At 52.6% G+C, this 26206-nt stretch carries 23 protein-coding genes; 13 read left to right on the plus strand and 10 right to left on the minus strand.

The features are described 5' to 3' along the window. The first annotated feature begins 23 nt into the window (after nt 1-23). Genes NBA72_RS12200 through sthE form a run of 3 tightly spaced genes read left to right on the plus strand, consistent with a single transcriptional unit; the run spans nt 24 to nt 4262 of the window. Nucleotides 24-2561, plus strand: a complete 2538-nt coding sequence (locus NBA72_RS12200) for a fimbrial outer membrane usher protein (protein ID WP_001160707.1) — start codon at nt 24-26, stop codon at nt 2559-2561. A gap of 17 nt (nt 2562-2578) precedes the next feature. Beyond that, a complete protein-coding gene (locus NBA72_RS12205; RefSeq protein ID WP_001584421.1) occupies nt 2579-3136 on the plus strand; it encodes a fimbrial protein in 558 nt (185 codons plus the stop codon). 40 nt (nt 3137-3176) lie between these two features. Then, entirely contained in the window at nt 3177-4262 is a 1086-nt protein-coding gene (gene sthE / locus NBA72_RS12210; protein WP_042947738.1) for a fimbrial major subunit SthE, read from the plus strand. 57 nt (nt 4263-4319) lie between these two features. Here sthE and creD read toward each other — a convergent pair whose 3' ends face one another. From creD to creA, 4 genes are read right to left on the minus strand one after another with little or no spacing between them, the layout of a single operon-like run. Beyond that, a complete protein-coding gene (gene creD / locus NBA72_RS12215; RefSeq protein ID WP_000920383.1) occupies nt 4320-5669 on the minus strand; it encodes a cell envelope integrity protein CreD in 1350 nt (449 codons plus the stop codon). A gap of 57 nt (nt 5670-5726) precedes the next feature. Further along, nucleotides 5727-7151 (minus strand): two-component system sensor histidine kinase CreC, encoded by a 1425-nt coding sequence (gene creC, locus NBA72_RS12220; RefSeq protein ID WP_042947741.1) that lies wholly within the window; start codon nt 7149-7151, stop codon nt 5727-5729. After that, the gene (creB, locus tag NBA72_RS12225) at nt 7151-7840 is read right to left on the minus strand and encodes a two-component system response regulator CreB (protein WP_001187046.1); all 690 of its coding nucleotides are present in this window, start codon (nt 7838-7840) and stop codon (nt 7151-7153) included. Before creB ends, creC begins: the two co-directional genes overlap by 1 nt. Nucleotides 7841-7852: 12 nt before the next feature. Next, nucleotides 7853-8326, minus strand: a complete 474-nt coding sequence (gene creA, locus NBA72_RS12230) for a protein CreA (protein ID WP_000875811.1) — start codon at nt 8324-8326, stop codon at nt 7853-7855. A gap of 211 nt (nt 8327-8537) precedes the next feature. Here creA and robA point away from each other — a divergent pair, with 211 nt between their 5' ends. Then, nucleotides 8538-9407, plus strand: coding sequence for an MDR efflux pump AcrAB transcriptional activator RobA (robA, locus tag NBA72_RS12235; protein ID WP_000371685.1), 870 nt, complete (start codon nt 8538-8540; stop codon nt 9405-9407). On the opposite strand, the gene gpmB is transcribed toward robA, so the two are convergent. Beyond that, nucleotides 9404-10051 (minus strand): 2,3-diphosphoglycerate-dependent phosphoglycerate mutase GpmB, encoded by a 648-nt coding sequence (gene gpmB / locus NBA72_RS12240; RefSeq protein WP_000942363.1) that lies wholly within the window; start codon nt 10049-10051, stop codon nt 9404-9406. The genes robA and gpmB overlap by 4 nt on opposite strands. A 48-nt stretch (nt 10052-10099) precedes the next feature. On the opposite strand from gpmB, the gene yjjX reads away from it, so the two are divergent. Beyond that, nucleotides 10100-10615 (plus strand): inosine/xanthosine triphosphatase, encoded by a 516-nt coding sequence (yjjX, locus tag NBA72_RS12245; protein ID WP_000554310.1) that lies wholly within the window; start codon nt 10100-10102, stop codon nt 10613-10615. Between the two features lie 101 nt (nt 10616-10716). Here yjjX and trpR read toward each other — a convergent pair whose 3' ends face one another. Both trpR and sltY read right to left on the minus strand, forming a co-directional pair. Then, complete coding sequence (trpR, locus tag NBA72_RS12250) at nt 10717-11043, minus strand: trp operon repressor (protein ID WP_000192003.1); 327 nt, start codon at nt 11041-11043, stop codon at nt 10717-10719. A gap of 57 nt (nt 11044-11100) precedes the next feature. Beyond that, nucleotides 11101-13038 carry a murein transglycosylase gene (gene sltY, locus NBA72_RS12255; RefSeq protein WP_000373271.1) on the minus strand — a complete coding sequence of 646 codons (1938 nt, stop codon included), beginning with the start codon at nt 13036-13038 and terminating at the stop codon, nt 11101-11103. 208 nt (nt 13039-13246) lie between these two features. On the opposite strand from sltY, the gene ettA reads away from it, so the two are divergent. After that, the gene (ettA, locus tag NBA72_RS12260) at nt 13247-14914 is read left to right on the plus strand and encodes an energy-dependent translational throttle protein EttA (protein ID WP_000046770.1); all 1668 of its coding nucleotides are present in this window, start codon (nt 13247-13249) and stop codon (nt 14912-14914) included. A gap of 117 nt (nt 14915-15031) precedes the next feature. On the opposite strand, the gene nadR is transcribed toward ettA, so the two are convergent. The 3 genes from nadR to serB all read right to left on the minus strand — a co-directional run bounded on the left by nadR (nt 15032) and on the right by serB (nt 18859). Then, nucleotides 15032-16264: a multifunctional transcriptional regulator/nicotinamide-nucleotide adenylyltransferase/ribosylnicotinamide kinase NadR gene (nadR, locus tag NBA72_RS12265; RefSeq protein ID WP_000093829.1), complete on the minus strand. Its 1233-nt coding sequence runs from the start codon at nt 16262-16264 to the stop codon at nt 15032-15034. Nucleotides 16265-16424: 160 nt separating this feature from the next. Continuing rightward, nucleotides 16425-17807, minus strand: a complete 1383-nt coding sequence (gene radA, locus NBA72_RS12270) for a DNA repair protein RadA (protein WP_001029710.1) — start codon at nt 17805-17807, stop codon at nt 16425-16427. A gap of 83 nt (nt 17808-17890) precedes the next feature. Then, nucleotides 17891-18859: a phosphoserine phosphatase gene (serB, locus tag NBA72_RS12275; protein WP_001132983.1), complete on the minus strand. Its 969-nt coding sequence runs from the start codon at nt 18857-18859 to the stop codon at nt 17891-17893. Nucleotides 18860-18975: 116 nt separating this feature from the next. Here serB and NBA72_RS12280 point away from each other — a divergent pair, with 116 nt between their 5' ends. The 7 genes from NBA72_RS12280 to NBA72_RS12310 all read left to right on the plus strand — a co-directional run bounded on the left by NBA72_RS12280 (nt 18976) and on the right by NBA72_RS12310 (nt 26183). After that, entirely contained in the window at nt 18976-19620 is a 645-nt protein-coding gene (locus tag NBA72_RS12280) for a YtjB family periplasmic protein (RefSeq protein WP_000090067.1), read from the plus strand. 33 nt (nt 19621-19653) lie between these two features. Beyond that, on the plus strand, nt 19654-20670 hold the full coding sequence (gene lplA, locus NBA72_RS12285) for a lipoate--protein ligase LplA (protein ID WP_042947750.1): 1017 nt from the start codon (nt 19654-19656) through the stop codon (nt 20668-20670). Between the two features lie 310 nt (nt 20671-20980). After that, the gene (locus NBA72_RS12290; RefSeq protein WP_023181324.1) at nt 20981-21670 is read left to right on the plus strand and encodes a DUF1120 domain-containing protein; all 690 of its coding nucleotides are present in this window, start codon (nt 20981-20983) and stop codon (nt 21668-21670) included. A 47-nt stretch (nt 21671-21717) separates the two neighbouring features. Beyond that, a complete protein-coding gene (locus tag NBA72_RS12295; protein ID WP_042947751.1) occupies nt 21718-22407 on the plus strand; it encodes a DUF1120 domain-containing protein in 690 nt (229 codons plus the stop codon). Between the two features lie 77 nt (nt 22408-22484). After that, nucleotides 22485-23192: a fimbrial biogenesis chaperone StjC gene (stjC, locus tag NBA72_RS12300; protein WP_001112028.1), complete on the plus strand. Its 708-nt coding sequence runs from the start codon at nt 22485-22487 to the stop codon at nt 23190-23192. A gap of 13 nt (nt 23193-23205) precedes the next feature. Beyond that, entirely contained in the window at nt 23206-25614 is a 2409-nt protein-coding gene (locus NBA72_RS12305; protein WP_042947752.1) for a fimbrial biogenesis outer membrane usher protein, read from the plus strand. Beyond that, nucleotides 25611-26183, plus strand: a complete 573-nt coding sequence (locus tag NBA72_RS12310) for a membrane protein (RefSeq protein ID WP_017441766.1) — start codon at nt 25611-25613, stop codon at nt 26181-26183. Before NBA72_RS12305 ends, NBA72_RS12310 begins: the two co-directional genes overlap by 4 nt. Nucleotides 26184-26206: the final 23 nt, after the last annotated feature.

The raw sequence follows: 26206 nt of genomic DNA on the forward strand, positions 1-26206 counted from the left end.
TTTACCCTTTCAGGACTTTTACTGTGCAATTCTCCAGAGTAGAGCCCCGTTCTCAATTAGCGTTATCGTTTCTCTTTATATGCTGTTCCATAAAACCAGCGTTAGCGCATGATCATTTTAATCCATTATCGTTGGAAAATGATGAACCGGGCGTGGAGAATGTCGATCTATCGGTTTTCGAAAAGGGGGGGCAGGCAGAAGGCACCTATAATGTTGATATTTATATTAATAACACCAGTGTTGAAACAAAAAATATTGCCTTTAAAAATAAAAAATCAGCAGATAATAAGCTCTCCCTACAGCCGTGTCTTAGCGTTGAACAACTCAAGCAGTGGGGCGTAAAAACAGAAAACTTCCCCGAGCTTAAAAATGACCCAAACGGGTGTACCGATCTTAGTCTGCTGGCTGGCGCTGTAGCAAAGTTTAATGTCATCGGTAACCGGCTGGATTTAGCGATCCCTCAAATCGCGTTGATCGCCGACCCGCGAGAATTCGTCCCTACCAGCGAATGGGATGAAGGCATTAATGCTTTTTTGCTGAACTACAGTTTTACCGGATCGCAGGATCACGATATTGATGAAAACCGGACGGAAAATAGCGAATACGCTAACCTGCGCCCTGGTATTAACATTGGCGCATGGCGTTTTCGTAACTACTCAACCTGGAATCATGATAGCGATGGGCAAAATAGCTGGGATTCTGCCTACACCTATGTTTCTCGCGATATCGAATTTTTAAAAGGACAGCTGATCGCCGGGGAAAATAACACGCCCGCGGACGTCTTTGACAGTATTTCATTTAAAGGCGTACAGATCTCTTCTGATGACGATATGTTGCCGGACAGTATGAAAGGGTTCGCCCCGGTCATTCGCGGGGTGGCCAAAAGCAGCGCGCAGGTAACCGTTGAACAAAACGGTTATACCATCTACAAAACTAACGTTCCGGCGGGTCCATTCGCCATCAACGATCTTTATCCAACCGGCGGTTCGGGCGACCTGTACGTCACCATCAAAGAATCCGATGGTTCTGAACAGCATTTCATTGTGCCCTACGCCAGCGTTCCGGTATTACAGCGTGAAGGCCACCTGAAATACGACCTGACGGTAGGCCGCACGCGTTCATCAGATACGCATTCCGCGCAACAGAACTTCGCTGAACTGACGGCCTTATACGGATTAGCAGGCGGCATAACCGCCTATGGCGGAATAGAGAGTACGCTGAGCAATGATGTTTATCATGCGGCGCTCATCGGGACAGGCTTAAACCTTGGCGATCTGGGCGCATTGTCTTTAGACGTCACCAACTCATGGTCAAAAATTAAAGCAGGCGATGTGGTTAGCGATACGCTTACCGGACAGTCCTGGCGTATTCGTTACAGCAAAGATATTCAGTCAACAGGCACCAATTTCACTGTCGCCGGTTACCGTTATTCGACCAAAGATTACTACGCTCTTGAGGATGTGCTGGATACCTATAGCGATAATAGTCACTATGATCATGTACGTAATCGCACCGACCTGTCGTTGTCGCAAGACATTATCTACGGTTCCATTTCACTCACTTTATATAATGAAGATTACTGGAATGACACTCATACCACATCATTAGGTATTGGCTATAACAACACATGGCATAACGTAAGCTACGGCATTAACTATTCTTATACGCTGAACGCCGATAATTCTCAGGATGAAGACGACGATACGGAAGACAGTAATGACCAGCAAATTTCAATCAATATTAGTATTCCGTTAGATGCCTTTATGCCGTCAACGTATGCCACCTACAATATGAATTCCGCGAAAGACGGCGATACCACGCATACTGTCGGTTTAAACGGAACAGCGCTGGCACAGAAAAATCTCTCATGGAGCGTTCAGGAAGGTTATTCCTCTCAAGAGAAAGCCACCAGCGGTAATGTGAGCGCAACCTATAACGGGACGTATGCGGATATTAACGGCGGGTATAGCTACGATAATCATATGCGCCGTCTGAATTATGGCGTTCAGGGCGGCGTACTGTTACATCGAAATGGCCTGACACTATCCCAGCCAATGGACGACACCATCATATTGGTTAAAGCCCCTGGCGCAGCGGGTGTCCCCGTGAATAACGAAACGGGCGTGGACACCGATTTTCGGGGGTATGCCGTCGTACCTTATGCTTCGCCTTACCATCGTAATGAAGTGTCTTTAGATACGACGGGCATTAGAAAAAATATTGAGCTCATTGATACCAGTAAAACGCTGGTGCCTACCCGTGGCGCGGTGGTCAGGGCTGAATATAAAACCAATATTGGTTACAAGGCATTGATGGTATTAACCCGCATAAACAATCTGCCTGTTCCTTTTGGCGCGACCGTCTCGTCTTTAACAAAACCAGACAATCACAGCAGTTTTGTTGGTGATGCGGGGCAAGCCTGGTTAACCGGACTGGAAAAACAAGGGCGGTTATTAGTGAAGTGGGGACCAACAGCAGCAGACCGGTGTCAGGTCTCTTATCGTATACCGAGCTCCCCCTCCGCTTCTGGCGTAGAAATTTTACACGAGCAATGCCAGTGATTCTGGTGGGATAAAAGATGAATATGAACAGATTTGCTGCATTAGCCGCCCTGTTAACGTTCACGGGTCTGGCATTATGGTCGCCATCGATCAGCGCGGCATACAATACCGCAGATGCCGTAGACATTAACGTTACGGGATTAATTTATGCCGATCCGTGTACCGTTACGGTACCTGACACGATCTCTCTTGGACAATATGCCCGGGCGGATATCGCCGTGGCCGGTGGCAATACCGCCACCATTCCTTTCACCATAAAAATGACGAATTGCCCGGCAACGACCACAAAAGCCGCGATTTCATTTAACGGCGTACCTTATCCCGATCCAAATTATGCTTCTGCGATTTATGCAAACAGCGCGGCCAATCCGGCGCAGGATTTAGGATTACAGCTTTTTAACCTGGACGGTAAAAGTCTGGTCAATCTGGCCAACAACGTCACTTACACGGTGGATATCAACAGTAATACCCATGAAGCCAATTTGCCTGTCGCCGCAAGGATGTATACCCCGCACGGAAAAGTCACGGCAGGGGATTTCACGTCCGTTGTGACGATCACTATTGCATGGCAATAACATCTTTCTATTTCACCTGGTATAAAAGCAGGAATTTTTCATGAGAAGGTTATATCTGGCGCTTATTCTGCTGTTCGCGTATTCCGGTCATAGTTACGCCTCCTGTAAACGTTCCGGTAATGAAGGCGCGATCACTATCACCCCGCCGTCGCAGCTTGTGGTGGATAGCCACGCCTATACCGCAGGCGAAGTGTTGTGGCAATCGGGCTGGATTTCCACCTCCGAAGTCACAATGGATGGCTGTAGTCGCGATTATAAGGTCGGTTTTTTATATGAACCCGGTAGCGCGCAGTCAAATACATCAGCGACAATCAATGCGAATGACGGGAACAACACACCGGTATTTAGCACCGGCATTTCCGGCGTGGGCATTGCGATTAAAACCCAAACGAATGCTGGCCCTTACGATAATGTCATGCCAATCGATAATACCTACCATAATGGCGATGGCAATAAAACACACCATGCGATGGCTCCCGCCTACAATGTTGAACTGGTCGCCTTAGGCGGTCCGATCACCTCCGGTACCGCGACATTCCAAAGCCCACTGGCGCGCGTATCTTTTCGCGATAGCGCAACGGAAGACTCCGGCGGCGATATCCTGACCCATCTGTATTTGGGGAATACGCAATTGATTATGAAAGCGATGGGATGTCGGGTAGAAACACCTGCCATCACCGTGGATTTAGGCAGCGTCAATTTAGGCAGTTTCGCTAACAGTCAAACCGCGGGCACAGGCGAGCAGGATATCTTATTGACCTGCGAACAAGGCACCGCTATTTCCGCATCGTTAAGCGCCCAACCGGCCAGCGGAAACAATCCTGATAATTCAGTCATCCAGTTGAGCAATGCAAGCGCGCCAACCAGCGCAACCGGCGTTGGCGTACAGTTGGGTATTCAGGCGCCGGACGCCGGTTTCTTTACCGACCGTTTGCCAATCAATCAAAAAATTGATCTCTTTACTCACACGATTACCACCAATGCCGATGGCAGCCAGACGGTTAACGGCGGAACCATGAATATGTCGACCACCCTGAAAATTAGCGCGCGCTACTATAAAACCGCCGCCACGGTGACTCCCGGCCAGGCGAATGCCACGGCAACATTAAACCTGACCTATAACTAACGGCATCACAGTTTCTGGCGCTGCGCGGGAAAACGTTAACGCGCGCGCCCGTTAGATTTATTTCCACAAACGTAATTCGTCATCTTTTACTGGCGGTAATGACTTACGTTGCTGACAAGAGAGCGAATACCAGTCCAGATGGCGCGTCAGGAACATCACGCCGCCAAGCGCCAGTAGCAGAACGCCGGTACCCAGAAGCAACGAGCTATCTTCCGAACGCAGCAATCCCCACATCACGCCATCCAGCGCCAATAACGCTAGCGTAAACAGTACGCTATTGCGCCATCCTTTCAGCACCGCCTGCAAATAAACGCTATTCATCAACGCGCCCACCAGGCTTGCAGCAATCCAGGCTGGCGTGAAACCGATATGTTCCGACAGTGCCAGCAACAGCAGGTAGAACATCACCAGCGATAACCCCACCAGCAGATACTGCATCGGGTGTAACCGCTGCCCCGTCAGGGTTTCGAAGACAAAGAAAGCCATAAACGTTAGCGTAATCAACAAAATGGCATATTTCGTCGCTCTGTCCGTCAGTTGATACTGGTCGGCTGGCGTCGATACAGCGACGCTAAACGCCGGTAAGTTGTCCCAATCCACCTTTTGCGCATCAGCAAACTGTTCGCCGAGATTCGTGGCAAACCGACTGGTTTGCCACTGGGCCTGAAATCCTGAACCGCTGATTTCGCGTTTACCGGGAAGAAAATCCCCCACAAAATTTGGGTGCGGCCAGTTACTGGTCAGGGTCATTTCACTGCTACGCCCGACGGGAACCAGTGAAAAGCTGCCGGTTCCGCTTAAATTTAGCGACATCGCCAACGTCAGGTTGCGCGTCGCCCACTGACTGTCCGGCAGCGGGATATGAATGCCCTCTCTACTTTCCGGTAAGCCGGTCCCCGGTTCTACAGTGAGCGTTTCACCATTCACCTGCGGCGCTTTTACTGCGCTGATACCGCGCGCATCGCCGACGCCTACGACGATAAAGGGCTTTCCAAGGGTAATGTTCGGTCTGTTCAGCTCATGCAGACGGGCCACATCAAACTCCGCCTTTATCGCCATATCGGTATGCCACACCTGCCCCTGATAAATACCTATTTTTCGCGCTTCAACGTTTTGATTGCCTTCGACCAATAGCGACTCCGGCAGCCAAAAATAGAGATAACTGCGCTTATACTGGACCTCTTTCTCCTCTTCCAGCACGGTATAGAGCTCTGTCACCGGAACCGCCACCAGCGGGCCGACAACCTTTTGCGGGCCGCTGGTACTCTGACGAATAGCGGCTTCTACATGGCTTCGATAATCAGCACGTTCCACGATGGTGTGCCGTACCATCATCAGGGGAATTAACAGCAGGATCATGGCGCCGCCTAACGTAATCATTTTCCACAACAGGGGGGATTTCAACATAGCGTTCTCCTTTGCAATGCCAGCAGTGTAAGAACGCGATGTGGGGAGAATTTGAAGTTATGTGAAGTGACGGTGAAGTGTCAACGAGGCCAGCACGCCGCCTTCGGGACGATTGCACAACGTCACCTCACCGTTGAGGAGCCGCGCCGCCTCGCTGACAAACGCCAGTCCAAGCCCACTGCTTTTACGCCCGTTTTCGCGGGGCAACGAATAGAATCGGTCGAAAATGCGCGGCAGCGCAAAATCAGGAATACCACAGCCGGAATCCGTCACCTGCAGGATCGCTTTCTCCCCCATCGGCTGAGCGCTTAATGTGATAACGCCATTTTCAGGCGTAAAGTCGATGGCATTGTCCAACACATTGCCCAGCGCCTGCGCCAGAAGCTCCGCGTCGGCGACGACAACCAGCGAGGAAGGCCGTAGAGTAAGGGTGATATTTTTTGCCGCCAACTGAATGCTGCGCGCCTCGCTAAGCTGCGTAAATAGCTCATCAACAGCAACCGGCGCGAGAGGGATATCCTGTCGGTTTTCCAGCCGCGCCTGGCGCAGCAGGGTTTCTACCAGCGCCTGCATTCGCGTATTTTGCGCCAGTATATTCTCTGTAAAGCGGGTAACCACATCCGCGGGCGGTCCTTCACGCAGAATCTCCGCCGCGCCGCGTATCGCCGCCAGCGGACTTTTCAGCTCATGAGTCAACGCATACACGTACTGCTCAATCTCATTCTTGCCTTCCAGCTTAATGCGCATACTCTCCAGCGCCTGCGCCAGTTTACGCAGCTCGCTGCTGCCTAATGCAGGTAACGCAAGCGGGCGGTTTTCGGTGACGGAATCCGCATAGCGCGTCAACCGGGCGATGGAGCGGTTAATCCACCAGACCATCCCCGCGCCAATCGCCAGCGCAATTCCCAGTAAAACGGCGCTGGCCCACAGAATGCGCCGTTCGCTGCGCTTAATCACCGGCGCCATTGCCGCATTCGGTTTACCGACAGACAGGACGCCGATAATCCGTCCATCGCTGATTATCGGCGCGGCTACGTACATCACCGTGCTATTGGGATCGGCAGTATCTTTTGCCGTGCTGCGGGCGCCATACTGTCCGCGCAGCGTAAGCCAGACGTCATTCCAGCGAGAATAATCCTGCCCCACCGCTTTGTTTTCCGAATCAAACAACACCTTCCCCTGCGCATCCGTCATGTAGACATGGTATTCATTGCGCACTTTGACGATCCCGCTGATATTGGCGCGAAACGGGCGATGTTGCAGCTGGGCGAATGCCTTCGCCAACTGGCCGTCAGTCGGGTTGCCGGAAAGGAGATCGTCGCGGGCCAGCGCCGCCAGCAGCGTTGCGGTGTCAATCAGCGTCCCTTCCGTCGCGCGGCGGACGCCCGGCTTTATCTCCTGAACGAAGATAGACAGTACAAACACGGCGGCGACGGCGACAATAAGAAAGTAGCCCAGCAGCAAACGCATTCCGATGCGCATCAGACGCTCCTCAGGCTGTATCCCATTCCACGATGCGTGTTAATTGGCGAGAGATCCGGATTGATCGCGCGTAGCTTAGCGCGCAGGGTTTTGATGTGTGTATCGACCGTCCGATCGAAGGTCTCCTGGGCATCAGACCAGACAATATCCATCAATTGCTGGCGCGAGTACACGCGCTCCGGCGACAGCAGCAGGGTTTTAAGGAGCAGAAACTCATAACGCGTCAGCGAGAGCGGCGTACCAAACCAGGCGATCTGCGCCGCCGGCTCATTGAGTTCAAAATGTCCGGTACGCACCACCGGCGACGGCGCAGCAAACTTTTTCACCCGGCGCAGCAGCGTGCGCACGCGGGCGCTCACTTCGCGCGGCGAGAACGGCTTGGCGACATAATCATCTGCGCCAATCTCCAGACCAAGCAATCGATCCACTTCATCGCTACGGGCAGTCAGGAAAAGAATCGGCAGCGCAGGATGGCGTTCCAGCAACTGCCGACACAGCTCAAAGCCGCTGATATCCGGTAGTCCCACATCGAGAATCACCGCATCCGGCCGTTGCTGACGCGCTTTTTCCAGCGCGGGCAGCCCGCGAGCGAATAGCTCAACGGTAAACCCTTCCAGTTGCAGGGTGTAGATGAGCGTATCGGCGATTCCCTGTTCATCCTCGACTAACCAGACCTGCGGTTGCTGCATACTCTTTCCCTGTTATTGTCGCCACGGCATGACCGGCACCGCGCTGATGGCGTTCTTCGGCGACCCGTCGACCACTTTGTCGGAATAGGCCAGATACGCCAGCGTGTTGCGTTTCTCATCATAGAAACGCACGACCTGCAATGACTTAAATATCAATGAGGTGCGTTTTTTGAAAACCACCTCTCCCTGCGCCTTGCCGTTCTTAATTTTGTCGCTCAGTTCAATAGGCCCGACCTGCTGACAAGAGATGGCGGCGTCAGACGTATCTTCCGCCAGCCCCAATCCGCCTTTTATGCCGCCCGTTTTCGCCCGGCTAACATAGCACGTCACGTTTTTGACATCAGGATCGTCAAAAGCTTCCACCACGATTTTATGGTCAGGACCGAACATTTTAAATACCGTATCGACTGAACCAATTTGTTCCGCGCGGGCGCTCTGCCCCAGCAGCAACAAAATTGAGAAAAGTACTAAGCTCTTGTATTTCATATTGTTACCATTCATAAAAGTTACATTGCGTAATTATTAGACATTCTAAAATAAAATGGTTATAGATCACAGGATTAGAATAATTACCTGTCACGTTGCCTAAAAAAAGCATTTAAGCTCAAAAAAAACACTGAATGCTAAAAGAACAAAAAATGCTATTATCCTCTTACCTGATATCGGGTGCTCGTTGTTGAAAGGATGGGGATATTTTATGGATCAGGCTGGCATAATTCGCGACCTGTTAATCTGGCTGGAAGGTCATCTGGATCAGCCGCTGTCACTTGACAATGTGGCGGCAAAAGCAGGCTATTCCAAGTGGCACCTGCAGAGAATGTTTAAGGACGTGACGGGCCACGCCATTGGCGCTTACATCCGCGCCCGTCGTTTATCGAAATCAGCAGTGGCGCTGCGTTTGACCGCGCGTCCAATTCTGGATATTGCTCTTCAGTACCGCTTCGATTCTCAGCAAACCTTTACGCGCGCCTTTAAGAAACAGTTTTCCCAGACGCCAGCGCTGTATCGTCGCTCCTCGGAATGGAGCGCCTTTGGCATTCGCCCGCCATTACGGCTGGGCGAGTTTACCGTGCCGGAACATCAGTTCGTTACGCTGGAAGATACGCCGCTCCTTGGCGTCACGCAGAGCTATTCCTGCTCGCTGGAACAGATTTCCGACTTCCGCCACGAAATGCGCGTGCAATTCTGGCATGATTTCCTCGGTCATTCGCCAACTATTCCGCCAGTGCTTTATGGGCTTAATGAAACGCGCCCCAGCATGGAGAAAGACGATGAGCAGGAAGTATTCTATACCACCGCACTGCCGCAAGAGCAGGCCGATGGCTATGTTCAGTCGGCGCATCCTGTGCTGTTGCAGGGCGGTGAATACGTCATGTTCACCTATGAAGGGTTAGGAACCGGCGTGCAGGATTTTATCCTGACCGTTTACGGCACCTGTATGCCAATGCTGAATCTGACCCGTCGTAAAGGGCAGGATATAGAGCGATACTATCCGTCAGAAGATACCAAAACCGGCGATCGCCCTATCAACCTGCGCTGCGAATTTCTGATCCCGATTCGCCGTTAACGCTGTAGCTCATCCAATGCAGGGGCGTCCAGATGCGAAACGTCCCCTGCGGTTTCTACCACCCACCCAGACGCCAGCCACTGACTTTCCTGGTAATCGATGCGGGAAATAGAGCAGTTGCGCAAACGTAACCGGCGTTCCGCCCAGGCGGGTAGTCCCAGTATAGTACTGACCAGACAGCCCAACGCGATACCGTGACTGACCAATAAAGGTCGGCTGCCCTGCGGTAGCTCCAGACAGGACGCCAGCGCGGCATGAACGCGATCGCTCAACTCCTGCATCGATTCCCCACCAGGAATGCGGCCATCCTGCGTGCCGTTGACCAGCTGACGACGCCAGCCCTCTTCTTCTTCCGTCAGCGAATCGATCTGGCGCTTTTCCAGCACGCCCATATCCAGCTCGCGCAGGCGGGAGTCAAAGGTGATATCACACCCGCACGCCTGGGCGATAATCTCCGCCGTGCGTTTTGTGCGGCCTAAATCGCTGCTGATGATATGGGTGATGCCGAGGCTGCGGGCGCGTTCTCCTACCTGCATGGCCTGCTGCTCGCCTTTTGCTGTCAGGGGACTGTCCGATTGGCCCTGAATACGTCGCTCGGCGTTCCACTGCGTTTCACCGTGGCGAACAAGGTATACCTGTAACATGTTTTTTTTCCGTTATACTGCGATAAATTTTTAAAACTGAGCTTAATTATGCACCAGGTTATCTCTGCGACCACCAATCCTGCCAAAATTCAGGCAATTCTACAGGCATTTGAAGAGATTTTCGGCGAAGGATCGTGCCATATTACGCCCGTCGCCGTCGAGAGCGGCGTACCGGAGCAGCCCTTCGGAAGCGAGGAAACGCGTGCTGGCGCACGAAATCGCGTGGATAATGCGCGACGCCTGCATCCACAAGCTGATTTCTGGGTAGCCATTGAAGCCGGAATTGACGATGACGCCACCTTCAGTTGGGTGGTGATTGATAACGGCGTTCAGCGCGGTGAAGCGCGATCGGCCACGCTGCCGCTGCCCGCCGTCATTCTCGACAGAGTCCGCCAGGGAGAAGCGCTTGGCCCGGTGATGTCCCACTATACCGGTATTGACGAGATTGGTCGCAAAGAGGGCGCCATTGGCGTATTTACCGCCGGAAAATTAACGCGCTCCAGCGTTTACTACCAGGCGGTGATCCTGGCGCTCAGCCCGTTTCATAACGCGGTGTATCGATAATTATTTGCGCTATGTTGTAGGCCTGATAAGCACAGCGCCATCAGGCATTTCGCGGCGATGTTGCCGGATGGCCGCTTCGCCTTATCCGGCCTACGAGCAAATCAGGCGTTTTTCAGCAGTACGTTCTCAAGCCAATGACGCAGTTCAACCGGCGCGGATTTCAGGCTGTTTGACCCGCGCGTGATGGTGGCGATGCCCGCCCCCAGCTCGGTTTTCAACTCGCGCTGGCTCATTTCGCCACGCAACAACTCCTCAATAATGCGCACGCGCGTTCCCAGCGCTTCACGCTCGTCCGGCGTAAGCATCAGTTGTAATAAAGGCAGATGCAGATCCTCTGCATATGCCTGACGGAGTAACTCCACAAAACGAAGCCACTCCTGATTACGTTGTTCGGCGATAGCCGATGAATAAGGGGAATGCTGGGTCATGTTATACCGCCGTTTGTACTGTTACACGAGTACAAATGATAACATAACCCGTCTGCATTAATACCGTTGCTGCCACTCAGAGTCGCTCATTAAGGCCTCTTTCTGCCCCATAAAGTGGCGATAGTAAGCGTCATAGGCCAGAACGTTTTTCACGTAGCCGCGCGTTTCCGAAAAGGGAATGCTTTCGACAAACGCTACGGCATCGATACGCCCGGCGCTATTGCCAAGCCAGGTGCGCACGCGTCCCGGCCCGGCGTTATACGCCGCCGAGGCGAAAATACGGTTATTACCAAACTGCTGATAGACATACTGCAAATAGCTGGTGCCAATGTTGATGTTGGTCTCCGGCTCCAGCAGTTGGCCGGGGCCGCGGTAGTCCGGAATCGAAAACATTTTCACCGTATGGGTGGCCGTTCCCGGCATAATCTGCATTAAGCCGCTGGCCCCTACCGGCGATTTTACTTTCGGGTTCCAGGCGCTCTCCTGGCGGGCAATCGCCATGGCATAGCTTTGTGAGATATCTTTTCCGCGGGTATAGCGGGTAAAGAGATCGTTATACGCCAGCGGGAAACGCTCCTCCAGATGATCCCACAGTTTTCCGGCGATCGTCGCCTGTACGCTCAGATCCCACCAGTGCTGGTTAAACGCATAGCGCGCCAGCTGCGCCTGTTCAGATTTACTACGGCTTTTTACCAGATTCGCCCATTCGCTGCGCGCCGTGTTATCCAGGTTCCAGTACATCAGCTCCCGTACACGCGCCATCTCCGGCCCCTGCGTCAACGCGCTGTTTACGTTGGCGGGCGCTTTATCAATTTTAAGCGTGTACTCTTCGCCTAAACGCTGCGCCGCAACCATCGGATAAAAACCGCGCTTCTGCATTAAAGCATGAAGGATCTCTTTCGCTTCGGCGTCACGACCGCGCTCCAGCAATAAATCCGCCTGCCAGTAACGCCACTCGTCTTTCTCTTTCGCCTCCATTGGCAGGCGGGCAAGCCAGGTATTGAGACCGCGACGATCGCCCATCCCCAGCGCCATACGCACGCGCCGTTCGATAAGCGACGTCGATTGCGAGCGCATAATCGCGTCATCGCGCCATTTCGCCTGCGCATCGGTCACATCGTTGCCCATCAGTCGCCAGGCAACGATATCGCGCAGCGCCTGCGTTTGTTCCTCATTAAGTTTCTGCGCCTGTACCAGCGAGGGGATCATCAGACGCGCATTTTCCGCGTCCTGGCGGGCGACGCTGGCAAACGCGACTTCCGCCATCTGGCGGGTAAAATCGGTGGCGCCGGTGGTGCGTGCGAAGGTCAACACGTTATTAGGGTCATTAGCCAGGGTAATGATCGCTGAGGCGATCGTTTGATATTCCGCCGGCATCTGTCCGGCCAGCACCGTAACCAACCCCGTATTCCCGGCTTTCATCGCCAGCCGAATACGTTCCAGATACGCCAGCGGGTCTTGCTTGCCGGAGGCCCGCCAAACGCTGAACAGTTTATCGCAGGCATTCGGCTGACTTTTGCCGGTCAGCCAAAGGTCTTTCGCGCCCTGCCAGGCCGCTTCCGTTTGCCCGGTACTCCATTTCGCGTAGTAATAGTTACATTGCGCTTCCGTGGTGCCGGGTTTCTCCGGGCTAAACGCCAGCAAGCCGCGCCAGTCTTCACGACGCGCCAGCTCATTGACGAAGCGTGATTGCAGCGTACGCGCAGGCGGAAGCGTAGGATTGGCGCGCACAAACTGCGTGACAGCAATCGCCGGTTGATTCATCAAATCGTCGGTGATCTTACGGTATTCCAGATACGGGTAGAGCGGATAATCTTTCAGACCCGGCATCATCTGCTCTACCACATCCATCTGGCGGTTGTCCCAGGCCTGCTTAATCTGCGCATAGCGGTTACGCTGCTCTTCCAGTGAGTCGGCCCGCGCGAGGTGACAAAAGGTCAGCAGGCATACGCTGGCGGCGACGAGACGCCAGACAAATGGTTTGGCTCTATCCACAAGCACTTCCTCAATTGTTATCCAATGCAGCATCATGCCGCGTAATGAATTTATGCTAACCAGTCATAGCCATTTGCGCCACGTTACGGACACTTTTTTACTTTTATTGCGAGTGCGATCTGCTGGCTGGGCTTAGGCAGGGAAAAAGGCTACACTTCGCCTTTGAAATCTATTCACCATCACGATAAACATAGAGGCGAAGTCCAACGTGGCTCAATTCGTTTATACCATGCATCGTGTCGGCAAAGTGGTTCCGCCGAAACGTCATATTCTGAAAAACATCTCGCTGAGCTTCTTCCCTGGCGCCAAAATCGGCGTGCTGGGCCTTAACGGCGCCGGTAAGTCTACCCTGCTGCGCATCATGGCGGGTCTCGATAAAGATATCGAGGGTGAAGCGCGCCCGCAGCCCGGCATTAAGATTGGCTACCTGCCGCAGGAACCTCAGCTAAACCCGGAACATACGGTACGCGAGTCGATTGAAGAGGCCGTTTCGGAAGTGGTTAACGCCCTCAAACGTCTGGATGAAGTGTACGCGCTGTATGCCGATCCGGATGCCGACTTCGACAAGCTGGCGGCAGAGCAAGGCCGGCTTGAAGAGATTATCCAGGCGCACGACGGTCATAACCTGAACGTGCAACTTGAGCGCGCAGCTGACGCTCTGCGTCTGCCGGACTGGGATGCCAAAGTCGAAAAACTGTCCGGCGGCGAGCGCCGTCGCGTGGCGCTGTGCCGTCTGTTGCTGGAAAAGCCGGACATGCTGCTGCTCGACGAACCCACCAACCACCTGGATGCCGAATCTGTTGCGTGGCTGGAACGTTTCCTGCACGACTTCGAAGGCACCGTCGTGGCGATTACCCACGACCGTTACTTCCTCGATAACGTCGCCGGCTGGATTCTGGAACTTGACCGCGGCGAAGGTATTCCGTGGGAAGGCAACTACTCCTCCTGGCTGGAGCAGAAAGATCAGCGTCTGGCGCAGGAAGCGTCTGCCGAAGCGGCGCGCCGTAAATCCATTGAGAAAGAGCTGGAGTGGGTGCGTCAGGGCGCGAAAGGCCGTCAGTCGAAAGGTAAGGCGCGTCTGGCTCGCTTTGAAGAACTGAACAGCGTTGAGTATCAGAAACGTAACGAAACCAACGAACTGTTTATTCCACCAGGACCGCGTCTGGGCGACAAAGTCATTGAAGTCAGCAACCTGCGTAAATCCTACGGCGACCGCGTACTGATCGACGACCTGAGCTTCTCGGTGCCGAAAGGCGCTATCGTCGGGATCATCGGGCCAAACGGCGCGGGTAAATCGACCCTGTTCCGCATGATGTCCGGTCAGGAGCAGCCTGATAGCGGCACCATTACGCTGGGTGAAACCGTCAAGCTGGCCTCGGTCGATCAGTTCCGCGACGCGATGGACAACAGCAAAACCGTCTGGGAAGAAGTGTCCGGCGGGCTGGATATCATGAAGATCGGCAACACTGAAATGCCAAGCCGCGCCTATGTAGGCCGCTTTAACTTCAAAGGCGTCGATCAGGGCAAACGCGTTGGCGAACTGTCCGGCGGTGAGCGCGGTCGTTTGCACCTGGCGAAACTGCTGCAGGTGGGCGGCAACGTCCTGCTGCTCGACGAACCGACGAACGACCTGGATATCGAAACCCTGCGCGCGCTGGAAAACGCCCTGCTGGAGTTCCCTGGCTGCGCGATGGTTATCTCGCACGACCGTTGGTTCCTTGACCGTATCGCCACCCACATTCTGGATTATCAGGATGAAGGTAAGGTGGAATTCTTCGAAGGCAACTTTACCGAATACGAAGAGTACAAGAAACGCACGCTGGGCGCCGAGGCGCTGGAGCCGAAGCGTATCAAGTACAAGCGTATTGCCAAATAAATGTCTGAATGCCGGGTGGCGCTTGCGCTTACCCGGCCTACAAACCCAGCGATTCCAGTACGTTGTGAAACTGTAGGCCTGATAAGACGCGGTAAGCGTCGCATCAGGCATTGGTTCTTATCCCTGCTCGCCCATCATCTCTTTCACCAGTTCCACACAGCGCAAAAAGCGGCCATCGTAATCAGCCTCTTTAACGTGAACGAACTCAATGTTGTTCTCTTTCAGCATCTCGACCAGCAGGTTCTGGAACGCTTTGCGATCCACTGAACTGCCCAGGCTTCGCAGCCCGTCAGCTACCCACGGCGTATTATTCTCCAGCAAAATCACCAGGTCGAAGCGATACTCGTCGATCAGCGCCTGGACAAAGGGATGCTCGCGCCCTTCGTATTTTTTGCAAAATGCCTGGGTGGTGACGAAATCGGTATCGATAAACGCCACTTTATTCGCATATTTCACTGCAAAATCAATATATTGCGCATGACCCAGCGCGATTTTATCGTAGTCGGAATACTGTAACGCCATCTCATCGCCGCCCAGATGCGAAAAGACATAGTCGCGGCCATATTCCCAGGCGCTGGTGGTATTAAAAATATTGGCGAGCTTATTGACCAGCGTAGACTTGCCGCTTGATTCCCCGCCCAGAATCGCGACGGTACGCACGAAAAACGGCTTCACTTCGGTAGGAATATATTCCCAGTAACGAAACGGATTTTCGCGGATTTGCGCCCCACTGATATTCATAAACGTGCGTTCAGGATCGACCAGCACCGTCTCAATCCCTAAATGCTCCAGGTACTGCGGCGCATCAGCCTCTTCGGAAGTGTAGATCCAGCTCGGCTGTATTCCCTTCTCTGCCATAAACGCTTTAATGCCGTTGCTCCAGACGTCCCAGCCATGCGGATAAGGCTCCATCCCCTCTTCATTAAAGGCGTGAATGCGAATATTTTTTTGGTATTTGAAGGTTTGCAGCAACCAGCGCAGGCGATCCGACACGGTGGGCTGCTGCGACATGGCGCTATCCTCAAACAGCCCACGGTCGCGCGTATCGTCATATCCCATAATGATGTGCAACTCATCCACCTGGCTACAGGCGCGCTGGATCAAGTAGATGTGTCCGGTATGCAATGGATAAAATTTACCGAACACCACGCCAATGTTTTTCTGTCGGCGGGGAAACTCCAGCCCGAGAAAACGGTGTAGCGCCTCCAGTTTTTGCGCGCTGGGGCTTTTGATTTTGGCGTTAAGTAACTGACTCAGATACCCCTTGGTCATACCGCTGGCGTCAGCCACCTGTTGCAGAGTGCAACCTTGCTGCTTAATCGCGGTTTTGAGATAGTCGAACGATGACACAAGAGCCTCCTGCTGGAAAAATCGCATAACACTGCCTGACGGCGCTTCGCTTATCAGGCCTACAACATCAATCCGTATCAATCCGTATCAATCCGTAGGCCGGATAAGACGCATTGCATCGCCATCCGGCAAATTATACAACATCACTACATACAGAGAATTATAAGTCGTCAAACACGCTTAACGCATCTGCGAGCTTTTTAACACCGAACACCTGCATTCCTTCCGGCGGCTTTTTCGGTACGTTGGCGGCAGGCACAATCGCCCGACGAAAACCGTGTTTCGCCGCCTCGGAAATACGCTCCTGCCCGCTCGGCACCGGACGAATCTCGCCTGCCAGCCCCACTTCGCCAAACACCACCAGATCCTGCGGCAACGGCCTGTCACGCAGGCTGGAGACCATCGCCAGCAGTAAAGCCAGATCCGCGCTGGTTTCGGTGACTTTCACGCCGCCGACCACGTTGACGAAGACGTCCTGATCCGACATTTGCAGACCGCCGTGTCGGTGCAGCACCGCCAGCAGGATTGCCAGACGGTTTTGTTCCAGACCGACCGCCACGCGTCTGGGGTTCGCCATCATCGAGTGATCGACCAGCGCCTGAATCTCCACCAGCAACGGTCGCGTACCTTCCCAGACGACCATCACTGAACTGCCGGAAGTGACCTCATCGCCACGGCTTAAAAAGATGGCGGACGGATTGCTCACTTCGCGCAACCCCTGTTCGGTCATGGCGAAGACGCCCAGCTCATTGACTGCGCCAAAGCGGTTTTTGTGGCTGCGCAGCGTGCGGAAACGAGAATCGGCGTCGCCGTCGAGCAATACTGAGCAATCGATACAGTGTTCCAGCACTTTCGGCCCCGCCAGCGATCCGTCTTTGGTGACGTGGCCGACCATCACGATCGCCACGCCGCGCGTTTTGGCGAAGCGCGTCAGGTAGGCTGCCGTTTCGCGCACCTGGGCGACGCTGCCTGGCGACGACTGGATGTCCGCCATATGCATCACCTGTATAGAGTCGATCACCATTAGCTTCGGCTGTTCTTCTTCGGCAATCAGGCAGATCTGCTCGATGCTGGTTTCGGAGAGCATATTCAGATTCGCCGTCGGCAGGCCGAGACGGTGCGCGCGCATCGCCACCTGCTGTAGCGACTCTTCGCCGGTGACGTACAGTGTTTTCATCTGCTCGGCGAGCTTGCACAGCGTTTGCAGCAGCAACGTTGATTTGCCCGCGCCGGGATTACCGCCAATCAAAATGGCGCTGCCGGGTACCACCCCGCCGCCCAGCACGCGGTCAAACTCTTTAAAACCGGTAGAAAAGCGCGGCAGTTCCTCAAGACTGATGTCAGACAGTTTCTGCACTTTTGATACGCCCGCACTGCCGGCGTATCCGCTCAGACGTTCGTTACGCGCCACCGTCGGCGATGCGGCAAGGCGCACCTCGGTAATGGTGTTCCAGGCATGGCAGGCGCTGCATTGCCCCTGCCAGCGCGGGTAATCGGCCCCGCATTCATTACAAACAAAGGCGCGTTTGGGAGCTTTTGCCACGTTTTACCTCTTTCGTTAACGCTGTTGCCGGATGGCGCTGGCGCTTATCCGGCCTACGGTCGCCTGGCCATTGGGCAGGTTAATCATTTCTGGTTCATGCTGCCGGAGAGAATGCAAAACACGCCCATCAGGTCAGCGTGGCGGATCGTAATCTCCGTCTTTTCGTTTACTTTTGGCTTGGCATGGAAGGCAATACCTAACCCTGCCGCTTTGATCATGGGCAGATCGTTAGCGCCGTCGCCAATCGCCACCGTCTGCGCCAGCGGGATGTCATGCTCTTGCGCCAGACGAAGCAAGGTATTGGCTTTATACTCAGCATCCACAATATCGCCGATAACGTGACCGGTAAATTTACCGTCCATGATCTCCAACTCATTGGCGACCGCCGCCGTCAGGCGTAGCTGGTCACGCAGATAGTCGGCGAAGAAAGTGAAGCCGCCGGAGGCGATAGCGATTTTCCAGCCAAGCGCTTCCAGTTTTAGTACCAACTGCGTTAATCCTGGCATTAGCGGCAGATTCCCGCGCACCTGGCGCAAAATATCGGCATCCGCGCCTTTCAGCGTCGCCACGCGGCTGCGCAGGCTGGCGGTAAAATCAAGCTCGCCGCGCATCGCGCGCTCTGTCACTTCAGCCACCTTCTCGCCGGTACCGGCCAGCTTCGCGATTTCATCGATACACTCAATCTGGATCGCCGTGGAATCCATATCCATCACCAGCAGCCCCGGTGTGCGCAGATGCGGAATTTTACCCAGCGGCGCGACATCCAGCTGCGCCTCATGCGCCAGCCGCGTCGCACGCGGCGTCAGCGACCCCGCCAGACGAATGACCTGATAATCCTCCACGCACCAGGCGGCGACAATCACCATTGCGGCGCCCAGTTTGGTCTGATATTGAGTTAAACGCTGCTTATCCAGCCCGCGCCCATACAGCAGCCAACCGCTGCGGCCTGCATGGTAATCCAGAGGCATCACCTCGTCGCCGCTTAAAGAAAGAGGCAAACCAGGCCATAAAGAGACATCTTCAGGCAGATCGCACCAGGTAATGTTAGGCATTAAAGCTCCTGTAAATCGTTCAGGCCGGTAACCGCCCCGCGGAAAATAACGCATGAGGCTACCTTGTAACCATCGCTTCTGGCAACATTAAGCCTCAAATTTTCAGCAGGTGGAATATGGCTCGCGCAAAACTGAAATTTCGGCTGCATCGTGCAGTCATTGTATTGTTCTGTCTCACACTGCTCGTCGCGCTCATGCAGGGCGCGTCCTGGTTTAGTCAAAACCACCAGCGACAGCGCAACCCGCAGCTGGAAGAGCTGGCCCGCACGCTGGCGCGCCAGGTGACGCTCAACATCGCCCCGCTGATGCGCAGCGAAACACCGGATGAAAATCGCATCAACGCCGTGCTGCGTCAGCTCACGCAAGAGAGCCGTATTCTGGATGCCGGCGTCTATGATGAACAGGGCGATCTTATTACTCGCGCTGGCGAAAGCGTCAATGTGCGCGACAGGCTGGCGCTGGATGGCAAAAAAGCGGGCAGCTATTTTAACCAACAAATTGTCGAGCCTATCCAGGGGAAAAACGGCCCCTTGGGTTACCTGCGTCTGACGCTGGATACCCACACGCTGGCCACCGAAGCAAAGCAGGTCGATAACACCACCAACATTCTACGCCTGATGCTGCTACTCTCGCTGGCGATAGGCGTGGTGCTGACGCGCACCTTGCTACAAGGTAAACGCACCCGCTGGCAGCAGTCGCCCTTCCTGTTAACGGCCAGCAAGCCTGTTCCGGAAGAGGAAGAGCGTGAGGAAAAAGAGTAAAATGACGGCTTAATAAAGGTAAGGAAAACCACCATGACTACATTACGCCTGCTTATTTCTGACTCTTATGACCCCTGGTTTAACCTGGCGGTCGAGGAGTGCATTTTCCGCCAGATGCCCGCCACCCAGCGCGTGCTGTTCCTGTGGCGCAACGCGGATACGGTGGTGATTGGACGCGCGCAAAACCCGTGGAAAGAGTGTAATACGCGGCGTATGGAAGAAGATAACGTCCGTCTGGCCCGCCGTAGCAGCGGCGGCGGCGCGGTATTCCATGACCTCGGTAATACCTGCTTTACCTTTATGGCCGGTAAACCGGAATACGATAAAACCATCTCCACCCATATTGTGCTCGCGGCGCTGAATTCGCTGGGGGTCATGGCCGATGCTTCGGGACGCAACGATCTGGTCGTAAAAACGCCGGACGGCGATCGCAAAGTCTCCGGTTCAGCCTATCGCGAAACCAAAGATCGCGGCTTCCATCACGGTACGCTGCTGTTGAACGCCGACCTCAGCCGTCTGGCGAACTATCTGAATCCCGATAAAAAGAAACTTGCGGCGAAAGGGATTACCTCCGTTCGCTCCCGCGTGGCTAATCTTACCGAGCTATTACCGGGTATCACCCATGAACAGGTCTGCCAGGCGGTCACGGAAGCCTTTTTCGCCCATTACGGCGAACGCGTCGACGCGGAAGTGATTTCACCGGATAAAACGCCGGATCTGCCGAATTTTGCCGAAACCTTTGCGCGCCAGAGCAGTTGGGAGTGGAATTTCGGCCAGGCACCGGCGTTCAGCCATCTGCTGGACGAACGTTTCACCTGGGGCGGCGTCGAGCTGCATTTTGACGTCGAGAAAGGTCATATCACCCGCGCACAGGCGTTTACCGATAGCCTGAACCCGGCACCGCTGGAAGCGCTGGCGGGGCGACTGCAAGGGTGTTTATACCGCGCGGATATGCTGCAACAGGCGTGCGAAGCGCTGCTGATTGATTTCCCGGAGCAGGAAAAAGAACTGCGGGAATTATCGGCGTGGATTGCCAGAGCAGTGCGCTAAATGAATAATATCAGAGAGATGAATGTGTCTCTGATATTATTTAAACATAACAACATATTCTGAAAAATGAGTGAATAGCACAAATAGTTAAAACACACTCGCCAACTACTATAATCTTTAAAATTAATATTATTTCCCCGCACTTCATAAACCCAGCGAATTATAAACCATTTATCATCACCACTGATGATTAAAGTTTTTCTTAAGCAAGATTTAATTTTATTAAATTTACAACCTATCATTCTCTTCATAGAATCCCGGCGCGCATTACATGTTCTTTGGAAATATACTTAATCGTTAGGGATTACTGATGAAAAAATTATTAATAGCGACCTCTGTCGTAATAGGATTATCAACTTCAGCGCAAGCGGTTGAATCCACTGCTGTATTAAAACTGACTGGCGTTTTAACCAACGGCGCATGTATACCAGAGTTAAGTGATGGTGGAGTTGTAGATTTCGGTACTAAGGCCGTTAGCGATCTGCTGCCAACTGAGACGAATCAACTGGGATACAAAGATATAACAATCACCATTCAGTGTCTTGCACCGTCAAAAGTTGGCTGGACCGCTACCGATAATCATCCCGATTCGGTAACATCATTGACTATCGATGACGCAACATTTAGACATCAGAACAATAGAATACCAAACTATCAGCTAGGTCTGGGTAAAACAGCAGGTGGTATCAACATTGGTTCATACGGCCTCTCTATGGACTTGAATAATGCGACCGCCGATGGAGTTCAGACGAAAATGGTAGTGGCAAGTAGTAATAATCCAGATTACTGGGCTATCGCAGGAAACGAATTCGTTGCGATTACAAATACATTTCCAACTGTCACTACATATAGTGTCGGCGATGAAAATGGCCCCGCCGCCTTTACCACCGCAACATTTCCTATACGCGTAGCTGCCGCTATACAGGGAACGGACACACTGGCTATTACCGATAACACCACGCTTGATGGTCAGGCGACCTTTACACTCGTATATCTGTAACTCCAGCATTCACATGGAATATTCAACACCTCTTTAATGGAACTATAATGAAAAAAATTTTGCTTATTACTGCAATTGCAGCAGCCTTTGCTACAACCAGCGTGAATGCTGACACCACCGCCGTATTAAAAGTCACCGGTCAACTGATTGTTGGCGGTTGTACCCCAGAACTCAGCGACGGCGGCGTGGTTGATTACGGTACTATCCGCCTCGCCACACTTTCCGCAACCGATGTAAACCAACTGGGCACTAAAGATGTCTCTCTGAGTATCTCTTGTCCGTCTGCAACCAAAGCAGCCTGGACTATTACCGATGACCGTGCGGACACCCACCCAGGCGCATCCGTTATCTCCATAGCCAATGGCAATATGACTAATGGCACGGTGTCTGATACCACAATGTCCTACGGCGTTGGCAAAACAACCGAAGGTGTAAAAATCGGCGCGTTCTCTATTTATACCGATACCGCGAACGTTACCGCTGACGGTGTAAAATCTGACGCTATCTCAGGAACCGTTGATAGCCCAGTCTGGCAGAAGTCCACCACCGGGATTATCAAAAACGGCAATATGGAAATGTTTACCGTTGCTACAAAAGGCACCACCGAACCAGTTCCGTATACTCTTGCCATTTTCCCGCTGAAAACCTCACTGGCCATTCAGGATACTGCAACGCTGGCCATTACTGATGATACTGTTCTGGATGGTCAGGCAACCATCACGCTTAAATATCTCTGATCCAGACCGTATAAAAAGGTTATTGATCTGTCTCCCTTATTATGGGGAGACAGATTAAAATTAAAGGACTAATTCTGATGCCAGCAGTGACTAAACTTCCATTATTATTACTCAGCGTCCCCTTTGTTTTTTCAGCACTCTTTTCACAGGCTAACGCTGCCGGCATGGTACCGGAAACTACGCTACTGGTGATTGAAGAATCCACACACAGCGGCGTAATGAATGTTAAAAACACCGACAGCAATCCGGCTTTGTTATATACCACCGTCGTTGATTTACCTGACGACAATGGTGTGAAACTGGATGTCACTCAACCGGTTGTTCGCGTTGAAGCAGGCCAGCAGCAGCAACTACGCTTTATTATGGAAAGCACGGAACCGCTCACCGTCGAGCACTATAAACGCGTCACGTTTGAAGGTATTCCTCCGAAATCTACCAATAAGGGAATGAAAATAGGTTTTAATCTACGCCAGGATTTGCCGGTATTAATTCGTCCTAAAAATCTACCGGTCGTTACTGATGCCTGGAAATTATTAACCTGGTCCAGAAACGGACAAACAATCAACGTCAAAAATCCGTCTCCCTACGTTGTACGTTTAGCCCAAAATATTACCTTCTTACCTTCCGGGGGCGAAGGCACGATTAAAAAAACCTATATTCTGCCCGGCGAAACATTGAACGTCAGTATAAAAACGCCCCTTGCTGCTGATACATCCGTACGTTTTTACCCTGCCAGCCGTTACGGCATTGAAGTCCCCAGCTTTACCTCACCGCTGGTGCCGTGATGAGAGCTAGCACGTGAAGTATTTAAAACTGCCGCTATACATCAAAACTGCGCTTTATTGCTCACTGGCGACCACGACGTTTTCGGCTCTGGCGGAGGAGCTGAATTTTGACATGGGTATTCTCACCTCCAGAGGCATTAGCCCCAACGTGGCACAATATTTTTCCCGTGCGCCGCGTTTTCTACCAGGCAGCCACACCGTCATGGTAAAGATCAATGGCGTAAATAGAGGGTCGTTGGTCGCGCGTTTCGACACAGAAGGCCAACTTTGCGTGGATGACGATTTCCTCAGCGCCAGCGGGCTCGTACCGCTTAATATCAGCGCCAAAGAAACATGCCATAGCCTACAAGAAGATTATCCCTCAGCGATTATTACCCCACTGCCAAACAGTGAATCGCTGGAGCTTTTTGTTCCGGCGCAGGCTCTGGATAATAACTTACTCTCGCTAAACAACGTGATTAAAGGCGGCACCGCCGGGTTATTTAACTATAACCTGTACGCCAGTCGCAGCGAGTCATCCGGTAGCGATAGCCGAAACTATGCCCAGGCAAACCTTGAAGCTGGCTTAAACTTCGCGGAATGGACGCTGCGCAGCCGCTACATGCTGACGAATAATGATGGAGAATACCGTACCGATAGTCTATATACCTATGCGGAGCACGTATTTCAGGCACAAAAAAAGCGTGCGCAAGTTGGGCAGATCAACGTCAACTCCAGTCTATTCAGTGGCGCGCCGATCAACGGCGTACAGCTTATCCCTGAACAAGGGCTGGCACAGGATACACAAGGCGTAACCATTAACGGTATTGCCCGAACCCACCAGGCTCGCGTTGAAGTTCGTCAGTCCGGACAGATTATTTATACCGCACCAGTGAACGCTGGGGCATTTACCCTTGAAAATGTCCCCATCATACGCAGCAATACCGACCTTAACGTCAGCGTCGTTGAAACCGATGGCTCAACGACAACCTTCACGGTGCCGGCAGTATCTTTTAATTTACGCGAACTCACGCCCGCAGGCTTGACAATGTCCATAGGGCGCGTACGTGATACCACCAGCGACTATTCTCTCCCCTGGATCTATAACATCAGCGATGGTTGGAAACTGAGTGAAAACTGGCTGGCGCAGGCGTCTGGCGTACTGGCACAAGACTATCAAGCGGCAGGAGGTATGCTGCAATGGCTTCCAACCAACAAATGGACGTTTTCCGGCTCAATGCTGGGCAGTAAAGCGTCCTTCGGCGAATCTCTGCAGGGTGCGAAAAGTGAACTACGCGCCAGCATGGCGCTGCCCGGGGAAATTAGCCTTGACGTCAGTACCGCCCGCTACAGCGACGGATACCGTGAGTTAACGGATGCGCTCAATAAAGATGCTTACGAATACCAAAGTAGCTCCAGTGCTAATATCGCCTGGAACCATAATCTGTTAGGTACCTTCTCTCTGGGTTATTACACTTATCAGGCTACGGATAATAACAACGACTCTCGCAGTATAATGGCTTCCTGGGGCAAAACATTTAAATATGCCTCAATTACCGCTAACTGGCAGCACGCTGTTAATCAGGATGATGAGAATCATAACGGCAGTAATGATGATGATATGTTTTACATCAACATCAGCATTCCACTAGGTGAGCAGCGCGTCGGCGCTTATATGCGTAATCAAGGTGATAAAACAACCTACGGGCTACAAAATAATGGTTCGCTAAGTAAAGATACCCATTACTATATTTCTGCGGATCGTGATGCAAAAAACCAGCAAAATAGCTTCAACGGTAATCTCAATAGCAATCTCCATTACACTCAACTCAGCGTGGGCGGCGGCACTGATGGCGATAATTACCGCAACTATAACGCAACCTTCAGCGGAGGCATCGCTGCACACGAACATGGCATAACGTTCTCGCCTTACACCATCAAAAATACCTTTGCTATCGCACGCCTGAGTGAACCAGAAAGCGGCATTGAAATCGCCACGCCACAGGGGCGAATCTGGACTGACCGCTGGGGGCAGGCCGTCATTCCGGGGCTAACTGAATGGCGGAAATCCCGCGTAGAGGTTAATGCGAATACGCTACCAAAGAGCATGGAACTGGCAAACGGTATTAAGAATATTACCGTCGCGCACAGCGCTTTTCGGGTACTGGATTTCAACGTGCTGAATACACGCCGTGTGATGCTGACAGTAAAGCGTCCGGACGGCTCATGGCTACCTAAAGGCACCAGCATTGTAGATGAAAAAAATAACTATTTGGTCAGCGCTGTCGACAGCGGACGCGTATTTATCACCGATGTTGGGGATAATCCTGCGTTATATGCCGCTGATGATGATATGAATCGTCTGTGTCGCATCCACTACACGCTGCAGAAAACCCAGGATAAAGAGGCATTTTATGAAACGGCAAAGGGAGTCTGTCAATGAAATCCAACAGCAAATGGTTGGGGATTGCTATATGTTGTCTCTTCACCGCACTACTCCCTCCATCAGCCCGAGCCGACGATGACTGCCAAATAACGTTCTCTTCGCCAAACGTCAGCTTTGGCTGGCTTAAGCAAGATGATATCGTCAATTCTCAGCAAGGCTGGAATCAAATGTCTTCACAGGAGGTTCACGTTAGTGTGAGTTGCCCAGAAAGCCAGAATATTGCTCTTTTTGTGCAGGCCTCAGCGGGGGAAAAGGGACGATTTTATTTTGGAAATAACGGTGGTCTCGCCGTACGTGTTAGTCAGATGATAGTAGATGGTAAAAGTTATCCTATTGCCAGTACCCTTGATAGAGTGAGCTTTGCTCCCAATGACAGTGCCCTGGATAGTCTGTTACTACATAATAACAACGGTATCATCGCGATGGATAATAACCAGCAGGTCAGTGGGAAAATGATGAACGTCACGCTGACATTAACACCTGTCTTGAACGATAATCAATTTACACATTCTACCGATACGGTCATGCTGGAAAGCAATTTACAGTGGGAAGTGCTGACGAAATAAACGATGAAGGGGGCCTGCTCTGG

The organism is Salmonella sp. NW1250, assembly GCF_051812965.1.
Classification (GTDB): domain Bacteria; phylum Pseudomonadota; class Gammaproteobacteria; order Enterobacterales; family Enterobacteriaceae; genus Salmonella; species Salmonella enterica.

Excerpts from the sequence above, each read along its gene's own strand:
- NBA72_RS12205 (WP_001584421.1), top strand. The coding sequence starts at position 2,579 with ATGAATATGAACAGATTTGCTGCATTAGCCGCCCTGTTAACGTTCACG.
- creC (WP_042947741.1), bottom strand. The coding sequence starts at position 7,151 with ATGCGCATCGGAATGCGTTTGCTGCTGGGCTACTTTCTTATTGTCGCC.
- NBA72_RS12310 (WP_017441766.1), top strand. The coding sequence starts at position 25,611 with ATGAAATCCAACAGCAAATGGTTGGGGATTGCTATATGTTGTCTCTTC.
- gpmB (WP_000942363.1), bottom strand. The coding sequence starts at position 10,051 with ATGTTACAGGTATACCTTGTTCGCCACGGTGAAACGCAGTGGAACGCC.
- robA (WP_000371685.1), top strand. The coding sequence starts at position 8,538 with ATGGATCAGGCTGGCATAATTCGCGACCTGTTAATCTGGCTGGAAGGT.
- lplA (WP_042947750.1), top strand. The coding sequence starts at position 19,654 with ATGACTACATTACGCCTGCTTATTTCTGACTCTTATGACCCCTGGTTT.
- NBA72_RS12290 (WP_023181324.1), top strand. The coding sequence starts at position 20,981 with ATGAAAAAATTATTAATAGCGACCTCTGTCGTAATAGGATTATCAACT.
- creD (WP_000920383.1), bottom strand. The coding sequence starts at position 5,669 with ATGTTGAAATCCCCCCTGTTGTGGAAAATGATTACGTTAGGCGGCGCC.
- stjC (WP_001112028.1), top strand. The coding sequence starts at position 22,485 with ATGCCAGCAGTGACTAAACTTCCATTATTATTACTCAGCGTCCCCTTT.
- sthE (WP_042947738.1), top strand. The coding sequence starts at position 3,177 with ATGAGAAGGTTATATCTGGCGCTTATTCTGCTGTTCGCGTATTCCGGT.
- serB (WP_001132983.1), bottom strand. The coding sequence starts at position 18,859 with ATGCCTAACATTACCTGGTGCGATCTGCCTGAAGATGTCTCTTTATGG.
- trpR (WP_000192003.1), bottom strand. The coding sequence starts at position 11,043 with ATGACCCAGCATTCCCCTTATTCATCGGCTATCGCCGAACAACGTAAT.
- NBA72_RS12295 (WP_042947751.1), top strand. The coding sequence starts at position 21,718 with ATGAAAAAAATTTTGCTTATTACTGCAATTGCAGCAGCCTTTGCTACA.
- NBA72_RS12280 (WP_000090067.1), top strand. The coding sequence starts at position 18,976 with ATGGCTCGCGCAAAACTGAAATTTCGGCTGCATCGTGCAGTCATTGTA.
- creA (WP_000875811.1), bottom strand. The coding sequence starts at position 8,326 with ATGAAATACAAGAGCTTAGTACTTTTCTCAATTTTGTTGCTGCTGGGG.
- creB (WP_001187046.1), bottom strand. The coding sequence starts at position 7,840 with ATGCAGCAACCGCAGGTCTGGTTAGTCGAGGATGAACAGGGAATCGCC.
- yjjX (WP_000554310.1), top strand. The coding sequence starts at position 10,100 with ATGCACCAGGTTATCTCTGCGACCACCAATCCTGCCAAAATTCAGGCA.